Source organism: Variovorax sp. VaC1, from assembly GCF_043658315.1.
Taxonomy (GTDB): domain Bacteria; phylum Pseudomonadota; class Gammaproteobacteria; order Burkholderiales; family Burkholderiaceae_C; genus Variovorax.
Window position 1 is genome coordinate 284,183 of the sequence record NZ_JBIGLT010000006.1, and the last position, 13,976, is coordinate 298,158.

The 13,976-nt window shown below is 68.1% G+C and carries 13 protein-coding genes; 10 read left to right on the forward strand and 3 right to left on the reverse strand.

Annotation, left to right across the window (positions count from 1 at the left end; translation table 11 throughout):
* The 3 genes from ACGLHS_RS24290 to ACGLHS_RS24300 are packed head-to-tail and all read left to right on the forward strand — an operon-like array spanning position 1 to position 1,329.
* Positions 1 to 519 (forward strand): plastocyanin/azurin family copper-binding protein, encoded by a 519-nt coding sequence (locus tag ACGLHS_RS24290; RefSeq protein WP_394483942.1) that lies wholly within the window; start codon positions 1 to 3, stop codon positions 517 to 519.
* A gap of 19 nt (positions 520 to 538) precedes the next feature.
* Positions 539 to 1,006 carry a DUF411 domain-containing protein gene (locus ACGLHS_RS24295; RefSeq protein WP_394483944.1) on the forward strand — a complete coding sequence of 156 codons (468 nt, stop codon included), beginning with the start codon at positions 539 to 541 and terminating at the stop codon, positions 1,004 to 1,006.
* A 32-nt stretch (positions 1,007 to 1,038) separates the two neighbouring features.
* Positions 1,039 to 1,329 carry a copper-binding protein gene (locus tag ACGLHS_RS24300; RefSeq protein ID WP_394483946.1) on the forward strand — a complete coding sequence of 97 codons (291 nt, stop codon included), beginning with the start codon at positions 1,039 to 1,041 and terminating at the stop codon, positions 1,327 to 1,329.
* Positions 1,330 to 1,412: 83 nt separating this feature from the next.
* Here ACGLHS_RS24300 and ACGLHS_RS24305 read toward each other — a convergent pair whose 3' ends face one another.
* Positions 1,413 to 2,714, reverse strand: coding sequence for an NAD(P)/FAD-dependent oxidoreductase (locus tag ACGLHS_RS24305; RefSeq protein WP_394483948.1), 1,302 nt, complete (start codon positions 2,712 to 2,714; stop codon positions 1,413 to 1,415).
* Between the two features lie 39 nt (positions 2,715 to 2,753).
* Here ACGLHS_RS24305 and ACGLHS_RS24310 point away from each other — a divergent pair, with 39 nt between their 5' ends.
* Genes ACGLHS_RS24310 through ACGLHS_RS24330 form a run of 5 tightly spaced genes read left to right on the forward strand, consistent with a single transcriptional unit; the run spans position 2,754 to position 7,916 of the window.
* Complete coding sequence (locus ACGLHS_RS24310) at positions 2,754 to 3,785, forward strand: P1 family peptidase (RefSeq protein WP_394483950.1); 1,032 nt, start codon at positions 2,754 to 2,756, stop codon at positions 3,783 to 3,785.
* A gap of 18 nt (positions 3,786 to 3,803) precedes the next feature.
* Complete coding sequence (locus ACGLHS_RS24315) at positions 3,804 to 5,201, forward strand: TAXI family TRAP transporter solute-binding subunit (protein WP_394483952.1); 1,398 nt, start codon at positions 3,804 to 3,806, stop codon at positions 5,199 to 5,201.
* Complete coding sequence (gene pabB, locus ACGLHS_RS24320; protein WP_394483954.1) at positions 5,176 to 6,990, forward strand: aminodeoxychorismate synthase component I; 1,815 nt, start codon at positions 5,176 to 5,178, stop codon at positions 6,988 to 6,990. The genes ACGLHS_RS24315 and pabB overlap by 26 nt, the downstream gene beginning before the upstream one ends.
* A 52-nt stretch (positions 6,991 to 7,042) precedes the next feature.
* Positions 7,043 to 7,534: a MerR family transcriptional regulator gene (locus ACGLHS_RS24325; protein WP_394483956.1), complete on the forward strand. Its 492-nt coding sequence runs from the start codon at positions 7,043 to 7,045 to the stop codon at positions 7,532 to 7,534.
* On the forward strand, positions 7,458 to 7,916 hold the full coding sequence (locus ACGLHS_RS24330) for a carboxymuconolactone decarboxylase family protein (protein WP_394483958.1): 459 nt from the start codon (positions 7,458 to 7,460) through the stop codon (positions 7,914 to 7,916). The genes ACGLHS_RS24325 and ACGLHS_RS24330 overlap by 77 nt, the downstream gene beginning before the upstream one ends.
* A gap of 68 nt (positions 7,917 to 7,984) precedes the next feature.
* Here the strand turns inward: ACGLHS_RS24330 and ettA are convergent, their stop codons facing one another.
* The gene (gene ettA / locus ACGLHS_RS24335; protein ID WP_394483960.1) at positions 7,985 to 9,646 is read right to left on the reverse strand and encodes an energy-dependent translational throttle protein EttA; all 1,662 of its coding nucleotides are present in this window, start codon (positions 9,644 to 9,646) and stop codon (positions 7,985 to 7,987) included.
* Positions 9,647 to 9,934: 288 nt separating this feature from the next.
* Here ettA and ACGLHS_RS24340 point away from each other — a divergent pair, with 288 nt between their 5' ends.
* Positions 9,935 to 11,728 carry a DEAD/DEAH box helicase gene (locus tag ACGLHS_RS24340; RefSeq protein WP_394483962.1) on the forward strand — a complete coding sequence of 598 codons (1,794 nt, stop codon included), beginning with the start codon at positions 9,935 to 9,937 and terminating at the stop codon, positions 11,726 to 11,728.
* A gap of 110 nt (positions 11,729 to 11,838) precedes the next feature.
* Positions 11,839 to 12,879 (forward strand): endonuclease/exonuclease/phosphatase family protein, encoded by a 1,041-nt coding sequence (locus ACGLHS_RS24345; protein WP_394483964.1) that lies wholly within the window; start codon positions 11,839 to 11,841, stop codon positions 12,877 to 12,879.
* A 19-nt stretch (positions 12,880 to 12,898) separates the two neighbouring features.
* On the opposite strand, the gene ACGLHS_RS24350 is transcribed toward ACGLHS_RS24345, so the two are convergent.
* Entirely contained in the window at positions 12,899 to 13,969 is a 1,071-nt protein-coding gene (locus ACGLHS_RS24350) for an ABC transporter ATP-binding protein (RefSeq protein WP_093238975.1), read from the reverse strand.
* Between the last annotated feature and the right edge of the window lie 7 nt (positions 13,970 to 13,976).

Sequence of the window (13,976 nt, forward strand, 5' to 3'; positions counted from 1 at the left end):
ATGAACAAGACACTCGCATCCATCGCCGCCTGCCTTGCCCTTGCAGGCGTCGCCGCCACGACGGCACAGGCCCACGAGAACCATGGTGCCAAGCCCCACGGCACCCGCACGGCCGCACCCGAGCAGAAGCCCTGGGGCATCGCCGGCGAAGCGCGCGCGGTGAAACGCACCATCGACATCGCGATGGCCGACGACATGACCTTCACCCCCTCGGTGATCGAAGTGCGCGAGGGCGACACCGTTCGCTTGCGGCTGAAGAACCGCGGCAAGGAGCTGCATGAACTGGTGCTGGGCACCACGGCCGAGATCGAGGCGCACGCGGCCATGATGAAGAAGTTTCCAGACATGGAACACGACGACCCGTGGATGGTCCACGTGCCCGCCGGCAAGACCGGCGACATGGTCTGGACCTTCAACCGCGCCGGCGATTTCGACTTCGCCTGCCTCGTGAAAGACCACTACGAACTCGGCATGGCCGGCCGCATCCGCGTGCTGGCCGCCGCCGCACCCAAGCCATGACGACAAGGAGAGAAAAAGCATGCAACGACGAACCCTGCTGAAGCGCGCCGCCCCGCTGCTGGCGCTGGCCTCCACCGCCACGCTGCCGATTGCCGCACTGGCGGCGGCGCCGATGGTCGAGATCTGGAAAGACCCGAACTGCGGCTGCTGCCAGGACTGGGTCAAGCACCTCAACAAGAACGGCCTGGCCACCCGCGTGCACGACGAAGGCAACAGCGCCGCGCGCGAACGACTGGGCGTGCCCGCCAAGCTGGGCTCGTGCCACACCGGGCGCGTCGGCGGCTACGCCATCGAAGGCCATGTACCGGCACGCGAAGTGCATCGCCTGCTGAAGGAAAAGCCCAAGGCCATCGGCCTTGCGGTGCCCGGCATGCCGGTCGGCTCGCCCGGCATGGACGGCCCGGCGTATGGCGACCAGCGCGATCCGTATGACGTGCTGCTGGTGCTCGCCGATGGCAGCACACGCGTCTACCAAAGCTATCGCTGAACCCTCTGAAAAACCTCGAAAGAAAATTCATCATGAAGAAACTAGTTACCGCTCTCTCCGCTGCCCTGCTCGCCGCAGCCGCCTTTGCCCAGGCCGCACTGCCGTCCGTCGAAGGTGAAGTGCGCAAGATCGACACCGACGCGAAGAAGATCACCCTCAAGCACGGCGACATCCAGAACCTCGACATGACCGGCATGACGATGGTCTTCCGCGTGAAAGACCCGGCCCTGCTCACGAAGGTCAAGGCAGGCGACAAGGTGCGCTTTACCGCCGACAAGGTCGATGGCGCGCTCACGGTCATGTCGATCGAAGCGGCCAACTGACGCACTGAGTCACGCGAAGCTGTCGACGCTTCGTTAGCATCAAGGCCAGCGCCGGCGGTCGCTGACCGCCGGCGACCAAAGGCTCAGCCGAAGCGCTTCGGAGCGAAGGGCACCAGCGAGATTTCGGGCGCGATGCCGGCGAGCAACTGGGCCGCGAGCCGGCCTGTGCGCGCCGAGCCGCAGAGGCCCACGTGGCCGTGGCCGAAGGCCAGCACGATGTCGGCACTTGCGGCCGACGGGCCGATGCAGGGCAAGCCATCGGGCAGGCTGGGGCGATGGCCGAGCCAGTGCTTCACGGCGGTGGCACCGGCCGTGTCCGCCAACGCCGGAAACATCGATTGCAGATGGCGATGCAATATCTCTGCGCGGCGCCAGTCGGGCGCGGCGTCGAGGCCGCCGATCTCGACCTGGCCCGCGGCGCGCAGGCCACTGTCCATCCAGTGGGCGATGAGCTTGCCGTCCGCCACCATCACCGGCGTGCGCGGCCCCACCGGGGCCCCTTCGACGACGACGTGGTAGCCGCGCTCGGATTCGAGCGGCACGGCAGAGCCTGCCGCTGCCGCCAGCGCGCCGGAACGCGCACCGGCACAGATGGCCGCGGCGTCGCAGGCGATCTCGCCGGCCTCGGTCAGCACCGCGCGCAATCGGCCGCCTTCGATGCGAAAACCCGTCGCGCGCGCGGCAAGGCGATCGGCACCACCTGCCTGCGCATGCCGTGCCAGTGCCGCCACATAGGTGCCCGGATCGCGGCAATGCCCGGCTTCAGGCACGAAGATGCCGAGGGTGTAGCGCGCATCAAGGTCCGGCTCGCGGCGGTGCAGCTCCTCGGCCGACCATTCCTCCCAACGGACACCCGTGCGCTGGCGCACGCGCCACGCCAGCGCATCGCCCTCGAATTCGGCGCGCGAGCGATAGGCATGCAGCAGGCCGCGCTGCTCGATGAGCTGCGGCACGCCCGCCTCGGCCGCGAGCCGGGTGTGCAACGCAGGCGCATCCGCCAGCAGGGTGCGCAGGGCGTCGGCGGTGCGCTGCACGCGCGCCTCGGTCCAGCCCGATGCCAGGTAGCGCAGCAGCCAGGGCGTGGCGCGCGGCAGGTAGCGCCAGCGCAACGCGAGCGGCCCCAGCGGGTCGGCCAGCCAGCCCGGCACCTTGCGCCAGGCACCAGGCAGCGCGGGCGGCACCACCGAATGCGACGAAAGCCAGCCCGCGTTGCCGTAGCTCGTGGCGTGCGGACCACCGGGTTCGCCGGGCTCGACCACCGTCACGCGCAAGCCGGCACGCAACGCCTCGATGGCGGTGGCACTGCCCACGGCGCCCGCGCCGATCACCACGACGTGACGCCTCGTATCGCCGGCCCCCGAGAAACTACTTCTTGCAACTGTCATGGCGCCTATCGTAGAGGCGCGGTCTCATAATCGGCCGCCATGTCAGCCCCCTCTTCCATCTCTTCTCGTTCCGCCGGTTCCATCACCGACGTCGCCGGCATCGAAGTCGGCCATTTCTCCGACACCCGCCGCCCCACCGGCTGCACCGTGGTCATGGCGCGCGACGGCGCGGTGGGCGGCGTGGACGTGCGCGGCGCGGCGCCCGGCACGCGCGAGACCGACCTGCTCGCACCCGGCAACCTGGTGCAACAGGTGCACGCCGTGATGCTCGCGGGCGGCAGCGCCTGGGGCCTGGCCGCCGCCGAGGGCGCCATGCGCTGGATGGAAGAACGCGACATCGGCATGGACGTGCGCTTCGGCACCCTGCCCATCGTGCCCGCCGCCGTGCTGTTCGACCTGCCGATGGGCGACGCACGCATCCGCCCCGATGCAGCCGCCGGCTACGCGGCCTGCGAAGCGGCCAGCACCGCCGCCCCCGCCGAAGGCAATGTGGGCGCGGGCACTGGCGCGCTGGTGGGCAAGCTCTTCGGCGTGAACCGCGCGATGAAGGGCGGCGTCGGCACCGCGTCGGTCACGGTCGGCGGCGTCACGGTGGGCGCGCTGATCGCGGTCAATTCGCTGGGCGACGTGATCGACCACAACACCGGCCAGCCCGTGGCCGGTGCGCGCACCGAAGACGGCAAGGCCCTGCTCGACACGCGCCGGGCCCTGCTGCGCGGCGACCTGCCCAAGCCGCTGCTGGCGGGCACCAACACCACCATCGGCGTGATCGCCACCGACGCCGTGCTCACCAAGGTGCAGGCCAACCGCCTCGCCAACGTGTCGCACGACGGGCTCGCGCGCGCCATCAACCCGGTGCACACCATGAGCGACGGCGACACGCTGTTCGCGCTGGCCACCGGCCGCGTGCCGCTCGAAGGCAACGCACCGGGCATGACGGTGCTGAGCACCATGGCGGCCGAGGTGGTCGCCATTGCCACGCTGCGCGCGGTGCACGCGGCGCGCGCCGTGACGGTCGGCGAGCTGCACATCCCGTGCGCCGCGGACCTGGCCGCAACGCGCGGCAGCTGACATACCGAAAGGACCACCATGGCGTTCCCCAGAACCCTGAAGCTGATCCTGCTGTCGATCCGCGACCTGATCGCGTCGGCGGGGCCCATCGTGTTCCTCGTCATCGGCCTGCTGATCGCTGCCTACTGGTGGCTGCAGCCGCAGCCGCCCAAGCACGTGACGCTGGCCACCGGCCCGACCGGCAGCGCCTACGCACAGTTCGGCAAGCACTATGCCGAGGCCCTGAAGCGCAGCGGCATCGAGGTCGAGCTGAAGGCCACCTCGGGCTCGACCGAGAACCTGCAGCTGCTGCGCACCGGCGGCGCCGACGTGGGCTTCGTGCGCGGCGGCAGCGCCGACCCGGTGGCCGACGAAGAGGCGGGCCTCAGCTCGCTGGGCAGCCTGTTCTTCGAGCCGATCTGGCTGTTCTATCGCACCGACTCGGCGCAGAAGATCGACCGCAAGACCAGCACGCTGAGCTCGCTCACGCAACTGCGCGGCCTGCGCGTGAACGTCGACATGCCGGGCAGCGGCCTGCCCGACATCATGGAACGGATGCTCAAGGCCAACAAGCTCGGGCCCGACGACGTGCTGCTGTCGAACCTCGAACAGGCCGCCGCGGCCGGGGCCCTGGAGGCCGGGTTGCTCGACGCCATCGTGCTGTCTTCGGCGCCGCAGTCGCCACAGGTGCAGCACCTGCTGCGCGCGGACGGCATCAAGCTGATGGACTTCGGCCAGGCCGATGCCTACTCGCGGCGCTTTCCCTTCCTGTCGGCGGTGACGCTGCCGCGCGGCGTGGTCGACCTGTCGAAAGACCTGCCGCCGCACGACGTGTCGCTGCTCGCGGCCACCACCTCGCTGCTGTCGCGCGAAGAAACCCATCCGGCCCTGCGCCAGCTGTTCGCGCAGGCGGCGCAAAGCGTGCACAGCGGCGCCGGCTGGTTCAACCGCGCGCGCGACTTCCCGAACACGCGCACCAGCGAACTGCCGGTGAGCCCCGAGGGCGACCGCGCCATCAACGGCACGCCGCCGGTCTGGCAGCGCTACCTGCCCTTCTGGGCCAGCAATCTCGTCGAGCGCATGTGGCTGGTGCTGGGCGGCCTGCTGGTGCTGATGCTGCCGCTGAGCCGCGTGATTCCGCCGCTGTACCAGTTCCGCGTGCGCCGCCGCGTGTTCCGCTGGTATGCGCGGCTGCGCGACATCGAAGCCAAGGTGGACGCCCGTCGCGGCGAACCCGACACGCTGCTCAAGGAGCTGGACGAGCTCGACCGCGTGGTCAACAAGGTGGCCGTGCCGCTGTCGTATGCCGACGAGCTCTATGCGCTGCGCAACAACATCTACGCGGTGCGCAAGCGGGTGCTGGCGGGCTCGCCACCGAAGGACGGCATGCCACCGCCGCCCGCCAGAACCGGTGAGCCTGAAGCTGAAGCAGCCTGACGACGCCACGCCCTTCGTGCAGACGCTGATCGATTTCGCCGAGCCGCGAAGCGACGGAAGGACGCGGCTGCGCGCGGCCTTCGGTGCGCCATCGCGCGTGCTCGTGGCGCGCACGCCCGACGAAGTGCGGCCCGTGCTGGAAGCGGTCGAAGCCTTCTCCCGCGAGGGCCGTTGGTGCGTGGGCTACCTGCGCTACGAGGCGGCCGCCGCCTTCGACCCCGCATTCGCCGTGCATGCGAGCGACGGGCCGCTCGCGTGGTTCGGCGTGCACGATGCCGCACTGCCCTGGCCTTCGGAAGCATCGGATGCGCAGGCGCCCGCGGTCGAATGGCAATCGGCACTGTCGCGGGCGGCATTCGACAAGAACATGGCGGCCATCCACCGCGCCATCCGCAACGGCGAGCTCTACCAGCTCAACTACACGGCACCGTTGCGGGCCGGCTTCCACGCCGATCCGCAGGCCTGGTTCATGGCGCTGCGGCGGGCACAGCCGAATGGCTACGCCGCCTTCATCGACACCGGCGAAGAGCAGGTGCTGTCGGTATCGCCCGAGCTGTTCTTCGACTGGCAGGGCGAGCGCATCCTGTCCCGCCCCATGAAAGGCACCGCCCCGCGCGGCGCGACGCCCGCCGAAGACGAGGCATTGGCGCTGCAGTTGCGCACCGTGCCCAAGGAGCGGGCCGAGAACGTGATGATCGTGGACCTGATCCGCAACGACCTGTCGCGCATCGCGCAGCCTTTTTCGGTGCGCGTGCCCCGGCTCTTCCACACCGAGGCGCTGCCGACCGTGTGGCAGATGACCTCCGACGTCGAGGCGACGGTGCGCGAAGGCGTCTCGCTGGTGGATGTGTTCGCGGCGCTGTTCCCCTGCGGCTCGATCACCGGCGCGCCGAAGGTCAGCGCGATGCGGATGATCCGCGCGCTGGAGCCCGAGGCGCGCGGCGTGTACTGCGGTGCGGTGGGCGTGGTGCGGCCGGGTGGCCATGCGACCTTCAACGTGCCGATCCGCACCGTGACCCTGCACGGCACCGACGCGCGATGCGGCATCGGCAGTGGCATCACGGCCGATGCGCGCGCCGATGCGGAATGGGACGAATGGCGGCACAAGCGGGCCTTTCTCGGCAAGGGCTCCGCGCCTGCGCCCGCGCCAGTGGCTGCCGAAACGCCCTTCGACCTGCTCGAAACCATGGCGCTGGTGCAAGGCGATCTGCGCGATGCACACGCGCACCTCGCGCGCATGCAGAACGCGGCTGCGCACTTCGGCTTTGCGTGGAACGAAGCGCTTGTGGCGAACTGCCTGCATCGCCTGGCCGCCGCGTATCCGGCGGGCGCATGGCGTGTGCGCCTGCTGCTCGATGCACAAGGGCAGCCGCGCGCCGAAGCCTTTGCCATGGACGCGGCCCCGGCGCGTGTTCGATTGCAACTCGCCGCACACGCCTTCGACGAGGCCCACAGTGCGTTCTCGCGCTTCAAGACCACGCGCCGCGCCCACTACGAGGCCTTCGCCCCCACCGAGCCGGGCGTGTTCGACACCCTGCTCTGGAACCGCCACGGCGAGATCACCGAATGCACGCGCGGCAACATCGCGCTGCAACTCGATGGCCGCTGGGTCACACCGCCGTTGCGCTGCGGGCTGCTCGATGGCATCGGCCGCGCCCGCCGCCTTCGCGAAGGGCAGCTTGCCGAAGCCGTCGTGCGGGTGGACGATCTGCCCCGGGTGCAGGCCTTCGCCTTCGTGAACAGCCTGCGCGGCTGGCTCGATGCGGACCTGCAGCTTCCGCAAAAATAGTTCGACAAAAGCGCTTGACTTAGAGCGCGCTCTAATTTCGAGAATCAACGCCATGGAAACCAGTCTGACCATTGCGGAAGTCGCCCAGCGCACGGGCCTTACGGCCTACACGCTGCGCTACTACGAACGCATCGGGCTGATTGCCGCGGTGCCCCGTGCGCCCGGCGGTCAGCGGCGCTATGCGAGCGCCGACATGGACCTGCTGGATTTCCTGTTGCGCCTGCGCGAGACCGGCATGTCCATCCAGGGCATGCAGGCCTTCGTCAGGCTTCGAAGCCAGGGGGACGCCAGCGTCGGCGAACGGCGCGAGATGCTCGAGGAGCACCTTGCCGAAGTTCAGGCCAGGGTGGCGGCGCTGCAGCAATCCATGCAGGCGCTGTCGTTCAAGATCGACCACTACCGCGAGGTCGAGAAGACGAACAAGCGTCCTCCTCTGTCGGGCAAGGCCCGGGAAGGAAAGACGAGCAATGACGAACAACACACAACAGGACCTGAGCCAAAGCGACAGCCTGCGCTACGTGCGTGGCCTGGCCAAGCTTCATGAGATCGATGGCGAAGGCGGCGTCAAGGTGGTCGAGAGCCTGGCCAGCATCGCGCCGGACTTCGGCCGCCTGGTGATCGAGTTTCCGTTCGGCGACATCTACTCGCGCCCCGGCCTCGACCTGCGCGCCCGCGAGATCGCCACAGTGGCCGCGCTCACCGCCATGGGCAATGCCGCGCCGCAGCTGAAGGTGCACATCCACGCGGCGCTGAACGTCGGCGTGACGCGCGACGAAGTGGTCGAGGTCATCATGCAGATGGCGGTGTACGCAGGCTTTCCGGCGGCGCTGAACGGCCTCTTCGCGGCGCGCGAGGTGTTTGCGGCCGAGGATGAAAAAAGCGCGCGGCCCCTTGCGGAACCGCGCGCTCTTGTAGAAGCAGACTGAGCTTATTCGAAGGCCGTCGTGCCCCCACCCCGACCCTCCCCCGGAAGGGGAGGGAGAAAGACCAAGTCTTACTTGAGGGCCTTGTAGCGCATGCGCTTCGGCTTGGCGCCTTCTTCGCCGAGGCGCTTCTTCTTGTCGGCTTCGTACTCCTGGTAGTTGCCGTCGAAGAAGGTCCATTGGCTGTCGCCTTCGGCCGCGAGGATGTGCGTGGCGATACGGTCGAGGAACCAGCGGTCGTGGCTGATGACCATGACCGTGCCGGCGAATTCGAGCAGCGCGTCTTCGAGCGCACGCAGCGTTTCGACGTCCAGGTCGTTCGAGGGTTCGTCCAGCAGCAGCACGTTGCCGCCGGCGATCAGCGTCTTGGCCAAGTGCAGGCGGCCGCGCTCACCGCCCGACAGCGTGCCGACCTTCTTCTGCTGGTCCGCGCCGTTGAAGTTGAAGCGGCCCGCATACGCGCGGCTGGCCATCTGGAACTTGCCGACGTTGATGATGTCCAGGCCGTTCGAGATGTCTTCCCACACGGTCTTCTGGTTGGCGAGTTCGTCGCGGTGCTGGTCGACGAAGGCCATCTTCACGGTCTGGCCGATGACGACCTCGCCGGTGTCAGGCTGTTCCTTGCCCGCGAGCAGCTTGAACAGCGTCGACTTGCCGGCGCCGTTCGGGCCGATGATGCCGACGATCGCGCCCGGCGGCACGGTGAAGCTGAGGTTGTCGATCAGCATGCGGTCGCCGAAGGACTTGCTCACGCCGTGGAACTCGAACACCTGCTGGCCCAGCCGCTCCGCCACAGGAATGAAGATTTCCTGCGTTTCGTTGCGCTTCTGGTATTCCATGTCGCTCAGCTCTTCGAAGCGGGCGAGACGTGATTTGCTCTTGGCCTGGCGTGCCTTCGGGTTCTGGCGCGACCACTCCAGTTCCTTCTTCAGCGCCTTGGCGTGGGCTTCTTCGCTCTTTTGCTCCTGTGCCAGGCGTTCGCCCTTCTGCTCGAGCCAGGTGCTGTAGTTGCCCTTCCAGGGAATGCCACGACCGCGGTCCATTTCCAGGATCCACTCGGCCGCGTTGTCCAGGAAGTAGCGATCGTGGGTGATGGCCACCACGGTGCCCGTGAAGCGCTGCAGGAACACTTCGAGCCACTCGACCGATTCGGCGTCCAGGTGGTTGGTCGGCTCGTCGAGCAGCAGCATGTCGGGCTTGCTCAGCAGCAGGCGGCACAGCGCCACGCGGCGCTTCTCGCCGCCCGACAGCACGCCGATCTTGGCGTCCCAGGCCGGCAGGCGCAGCGCGTCGGCGGCGATCTCGAGCTGGTGCTCGGAATCGGTGCCGGCGGTGGCGATGATGGCTTCGAGCTGGGCCTGCTCGGCCGCCAGCGCGTCGAAATCGGCGTCTTCGGCGCCATAGGCGATGTACACCTCTTCCAGGCGCGCCTTGGCCGCGAACACCGCGCCCATGGACTCTTCGACCGATTCGCGCACCGTGTGGTCGGGGTTGAGCTTGGGTTCCTGCTCCAGGTAGCCGATCGTCATGCCCGGCATGGGCAGCGCCTCGCCCTCGAACTCCTTGTCCACACCCGCCATGATCTTGAGCAGCGTGGACTTGCCCGAGCCGTTCAGGCCAAGCACGCCGATCTTGGCGCCGGGGAAGAAAGAGAGCGAAATGTCCTTCAAGAGCTGCCGCTTGGGCGGCACGGTCTTGCTGACGCGGTTCATCGAATAGACGTATTGAGCCATCTGTGGATAGTTACCTGGGTACAAAGATCGGGGAAAAGCGCGGGCGCCGGAAAGGAGCATTCGGGCGCGGCAAACCACCGATTATCGACTCATGCGACAATAGCCACCGTTGCCGGGTCCAGTTGCCCGCAACACCGGCTCTCTGCCGGGGACGAAGAAAGCCCTTTTCACAGTGGGTTTTCAGGCTCCCACCCCTGACCTTCATCTGCCTTGACTGGCTCGGTGTCAACAAATAAGACGCCAAGCGGGCCGATGCCACTGCGCCGTGTATGGCGCTTATTGTTTCCAATGAATTTTGATGAACTGAAGCTGGCTCCCGCCATCTTGAAGGCTGTGCACGAGCACGGTTACGACTCCCCGACCCCCATTCAGGCGCAAGCCATCCCCGCCGTCCTCGAAGGCCACGACCTGCTCGGCGGCGCCCAGACCGGCACCGGCAAGACGGCCGCCTTCACGCTGCCGATGCTGCACAAGCTCAGCATGAGCCGCAGCGCTACCAACAAGTTCGGCGGCACCGGCATCCGCGCCCTCGTGCTGACCCCCACGCGCGAACTCGCGGCCCAGGTCGAAGAGTCGGTTCGCACCTACGGCAAGTACCTGCAGCTCGACTCGACCGTGATCTTCGGTGGCGTCGGCATGAACCCGCAGATCAGCAAGCTCAAGAAGGGTGTCGACATCCTCGTGGCCACCCCCGGTCGCCTGCTCGACCTGCAACAGCAAGGCATGCTCGACCTGAGCCAGGTCCAGATGCTGATCCTGGACGAAGCCGACCGCATGCTCGACATGGGCTTCATCCACGACGTGAAGAAGATCCTGGCGCTGGTGCCCAAGGAAAAGCAGAGCCTGCTGTTCTCGGCCACCTTCAGCGACGACATCCGCGACCTGGCCGCCACGCTGCTCAAGAACCCGCAGAGCATCCAGGTCACGCCGCGCAACACCACCGTGCAGCGCATCACCCAGGTGATCCACCCCGTGGGCCGCGGCAAGAAGAAGGCGCTGCTCGCGCACATCATCAACGAGAACAAGTGGAGCCAGGTGCTCGTGTTCACGCGCACCAAGTTCGGCGCCAACAGCGTGGCCGAGTTCCTGACCAAGAACGGCATCGAGGCGATGGCGCTGCACGGCAACAAGAGCCAGAGCGCCCGCACGCAGGCGCTGGCCGGCTTCAAGAGCGGCGACATCCGCGCGCTGGTGGCCACCGACATCGCGGCCCGCGGCATCGACATCGACGAGCTGCCGCACGTCGTGAACTACGAAATCCCGAACGTCAGCGAAGACTACGTGCACCGCATCGGCCGCACCGGCCGTGCCGGTTCGAGCGGCGAGGCCGTGAGCTTCGTGTGCCTGGACGAAGAAGGCTTCATGCAGGAAATCGAACGCTTCACCAAGCAGACGATTCCCGTGCAGATCGTCGAGGGCTTCGGCCCCGAAGAAGGCGAACGCGCCGAGCCGATCGCCATGGGTCGCCAGACGATCTGGGGCGGCGCCGGCCGTCCGCCAAGCCGCGACGTGATGCAGGCAGCCGCCAAGGCCGCCCGCACCGAGATGCTGCAACGCATCCGCGAGAACAAGGCCGGCCAGGGCGGTGGTGATCGCGCTGGTGGTGGCGGCAACGGCGGCGGTCAACGCCGTGGTGGCGGCCAGGGCGGTGGCCAAGGCCGCAACGCCAACGGTGGCGGCCAGGGTCAAGGCCAGGGCCCGCGCGGCCAGGGCGCACGCCCGCCGCAAGGCCGCGGCCCGCAGGGTCCGGCACGCACGCCGCACCATGCACCGCAGAACCACATGCCGCATGACGAGCGCCAACCGCGCCATCACGGCAACAGCCACAGCCCGACGCAGGCCAACCAGGTCGCGCACCTGCGCGCCGAAGCCGTTGCGGGCGGTGCCGGCCAGCCGGACCCGTTGCGCACGAGCGTCGACCACATGGGTGGCGGCCGCGGACGCGGTCGTCCGGGTGGCGGCGGCGGTGGTGGCTACGGCGGCAACCGTTCGGGCGGCGGTGGCCGTTCGGGTGGTGGCGGTGGCTACGGCGGCGGCGGTGGCCGCTCCGGTGGCGGCGGCGGTCGTTCGTTCGGACGCTGAGGCACACACATCTGGACGGCTCGGCTGCCCGGAACCTGATCAAGGGCACTTCGGTGCCCTTTTTCTTTGCTGATGCGGCGGCGCCATACCCGGGCCACAATCGTTGCGCCATGCAATACATCCCACCCAACTACGCCACGCTCTTCGTAGCCACCTGCAACCTGCTCAATCTCGCGAACCCCAATCGCGTGTACTACGAGAACCAGGACGCCTACACCGAGCGCGAGTACGAGCGAAAGATCGACTGGACCGGCGAGCGCTTTCACGCGCTCAATGCCGATGTGCTCGCGGTGCAGGAGGTGTGGGACGAAGCGGCACTCAAGGCCGCCATTGCGCGCAGCGGCTTGCGCTACGACTTCGTCTCGGTGCCGGGCGCCGAGAACACGCCGCCGCCCGGCAGCCCCGCGGGCACGCCTGCAAGGCCGGGTGCGCAGGGCACGCCCCGCGTGGGCATTGCGACGCGGCTGCAGGTCGATCACATCGAGTCTTTCGTCGATTTCCCGCCGGGCTTCGGCGTCGAGGTGCCGGGCCTGGGCGCACACACCCGCTTCGAGCGCCCGCCCCTTCTGGCCACGCTGCGCATGAAGCACGGCCAGCAGGTGCATGTGCTCACGGTGCACCTGAAGTCCAAGCGGCCGAAGTTCCTGCAGGACGCGCAGGGCAACCACCTCGAAGACCGCGACGACCGCAAGGTGGGCGCGATGGCCTCGTTGCGCTCGCTGCTGATGCGCGGTGCCGAAGCCGCGGCCCTGCGCTGCATCGTCATCGACCTGCTGCAGGGCACGAACACGCCGCTGGTGGTGATGGGCGACTTCAACGACAACCCGCACAGCGTGACCACGCAACTGGTGGCCGCGACTTCCGACGTCGCGTACGACAAGTCCGCGCGCGACGTGGCGCTGTTCAACGCCTACGAGATGCAGGGCGAGTCGGCGCTGAAGAAGGACGTGGCCTATTCGCACATCCACCAGGGCTTTCCGGAGGTGCTCGACCAGATCCTGGTGAGCGAGGAGTTCATCGCGAACAGCCGCCACAGCCTGGGCGACGTGCGGCGGGTCGATTACTTCAACGACCACCTGCACGAAGGGCGCGACCGCTCGCGCTCGGACCACGGGTTCGTGCGCGCGCTGCTGCGGCTGCGCACGGCCTGAAAGCCGCGGCCGGGCCCGCTCAGCCCAGGCGCCGGCCGGTCTGCCGGTCGAACAGGTGCACGCTCTCGGCGTCGATTGCGAGCCGCACGGTCTCGTCGGGCCGGGCATCGACGCGGCCATGGACGGCCAGCACCAGCTTGGCCTCGCCGACCTGCACCAGCAGTTCGGTCTCGGCGCCGGTAGGCTCGACCACGATCACCTTCGCCTCCACGCCGTGCGAGCCGCCGCCCAGCGTGATGTCGCCGGGCCGGATGCCGTAGTGCACCGGCTGGCCATCGGGCGCCGAGGCCCCCATGGCCACGGGCCAGCGTGCGCCCTGCGCCTCGACCCAGCAATCGCCGCCCGAACGCCGCACCGTACCCTCGATCACGTTCATCGACGGCGAGCCGATGAATTGCGCGACGAACAGGTTGTCCGGCCGGTCGTACAGATCGAGCGGCGTGCCGATCTGCTCGACGATGCCGTCGTGCATCACGACGATGCGGTCGGCCATGGTCATGGCTTCGATCTGGTCGTGCGTCACGTACACGGTGGTGGTCTTCAGGCGCTGGTGCAGCGCCTTGATCTCGGCGCGCATCGCCACGCGCAGCTTGGCGTCGAGGTTCGACAGCGGCTCGTCGAACAAGAACACCTTCGGGTCGCGCACGATGGCGCGGCCCATGGCCACGCGCTGGCGCTGCCCGCCCGACAGCTCGCGCGGATAGCGCCCGAGCAGCGCATCGAGGTTGAGAATTTTCGCGGCCCGCGCCACGCGCTCGTCGGTCACCGACTTCTCGGCGTTGCGCAGCCGCAGGCTGAAGCCCATGTTCTCGCCCACCGTCATGTGCGGATAGAGCGCGTAGCTCTGGAACACCATCGCGATGTCCCGGTCCTTCGATTCGAGGTCGTTGACCACGCGGCCGTCGATCATGATCTCGCCGCCGCTGATGTCTTCCAGGCCGGCGAGCATGCGCAGCAATGTCGACTTGCCGCAGCCCGAGGGCCCCACCAGCACCACGAACTCGCCATCGGTGATGTCGAAGCCCAGGCCCTTGATGATCTGGACCTTGCCGAAGGATTTCTGGATATTGCGAAAGGATACGGATGCCATGTGTTGT

Bases quoted from the DNA above. Each gene is read 5' to 3' on its own strand.
- ACGLHS_RS24290 (WP_394483942.1), top strand. From the start codon at position 1: ATGAACAAGACACTCGCATCCATCGCCGCCTGCCTTGCCCTTGCAGGC.
- ACGLHS_RS24295 (WP_394483944.1), top strand. From the start codon at position 539: ATGCAACGACGAACCCTGCTGAAGCGCGCCGCCCCGCTGCTGGCGCTG.
- ACGLHS_RS24300 (WP_394483946.1), top strand. From the start codon at position 1,039: ATGAAGAAACTAGTTACCGCTCTCTCCGCTGCCCTGCTCGCCGCAGCC.
- ACGLHS_RS24305 (WP_394483948.1), bottom strand. From the start codon at position 2,714: ATGACAGTTGCAAGAAGTAGTTTCTCGGGGGCCGGCGATACGAGGCGT.
- ACGLHS_RS24310 (WP_394483950.1), top strand. From the start codon at position 2,754: ATGTCAGCCCCCTCTTCCATCTCTTCTCGTTCCGCCGGTTCCATCACC.
- ACGLHS_RS24315 (WP_394483952.1), top strand. From the start codon at position 3,804: ATGGCGTTCCCCAGAACCCTGAAGCTGATCCTGCTGTCGATCCGCGAC.
- ACGLHS_RS24325 (WP_394483956.1), top strand. From the start codon at position 7,043: ATGGAAACCAGTCTGACCATTGCGGAAGTCGCCCAGCGCACGGGCCTT.
- ACGLHS_RS24330 (WP_394483958.1), top strand. From the start codon at position 7,458: ATGACGAACAACACACAACAGGACCTGAGCCAAAGCGACAGCCTGCGC.
- ettA (WP_394483960.1), bottom strand. From the start codon at position 9,646: ATGGCTCAATACGTCTATTCGATGAACCGCGTCAGCAAGACCGTGCCG.
- ACGLHS_RS24340 (WP_394483962.1), top strand. From the start codon at position 9,935: ATGAATTTTGATGAACTGAAGCTGGCTCCCGCCATCTTGAAGGCTGTG.
- ACGLHS_RS24345 (WP_394483964.1), top strand. From the start codon at position 11,839: ATGCAATACATCCCACCCAACTACGCCACGCTCTTCGTAGCCACCTGC.
- ACGLHS_RS24350 (WP_093238975.1), bottom strand. From the start codon at position 13,969: ATGGCATCCGTATCCTTTCGCAATATCCAGAAATCCTTCGGCAAGGTC.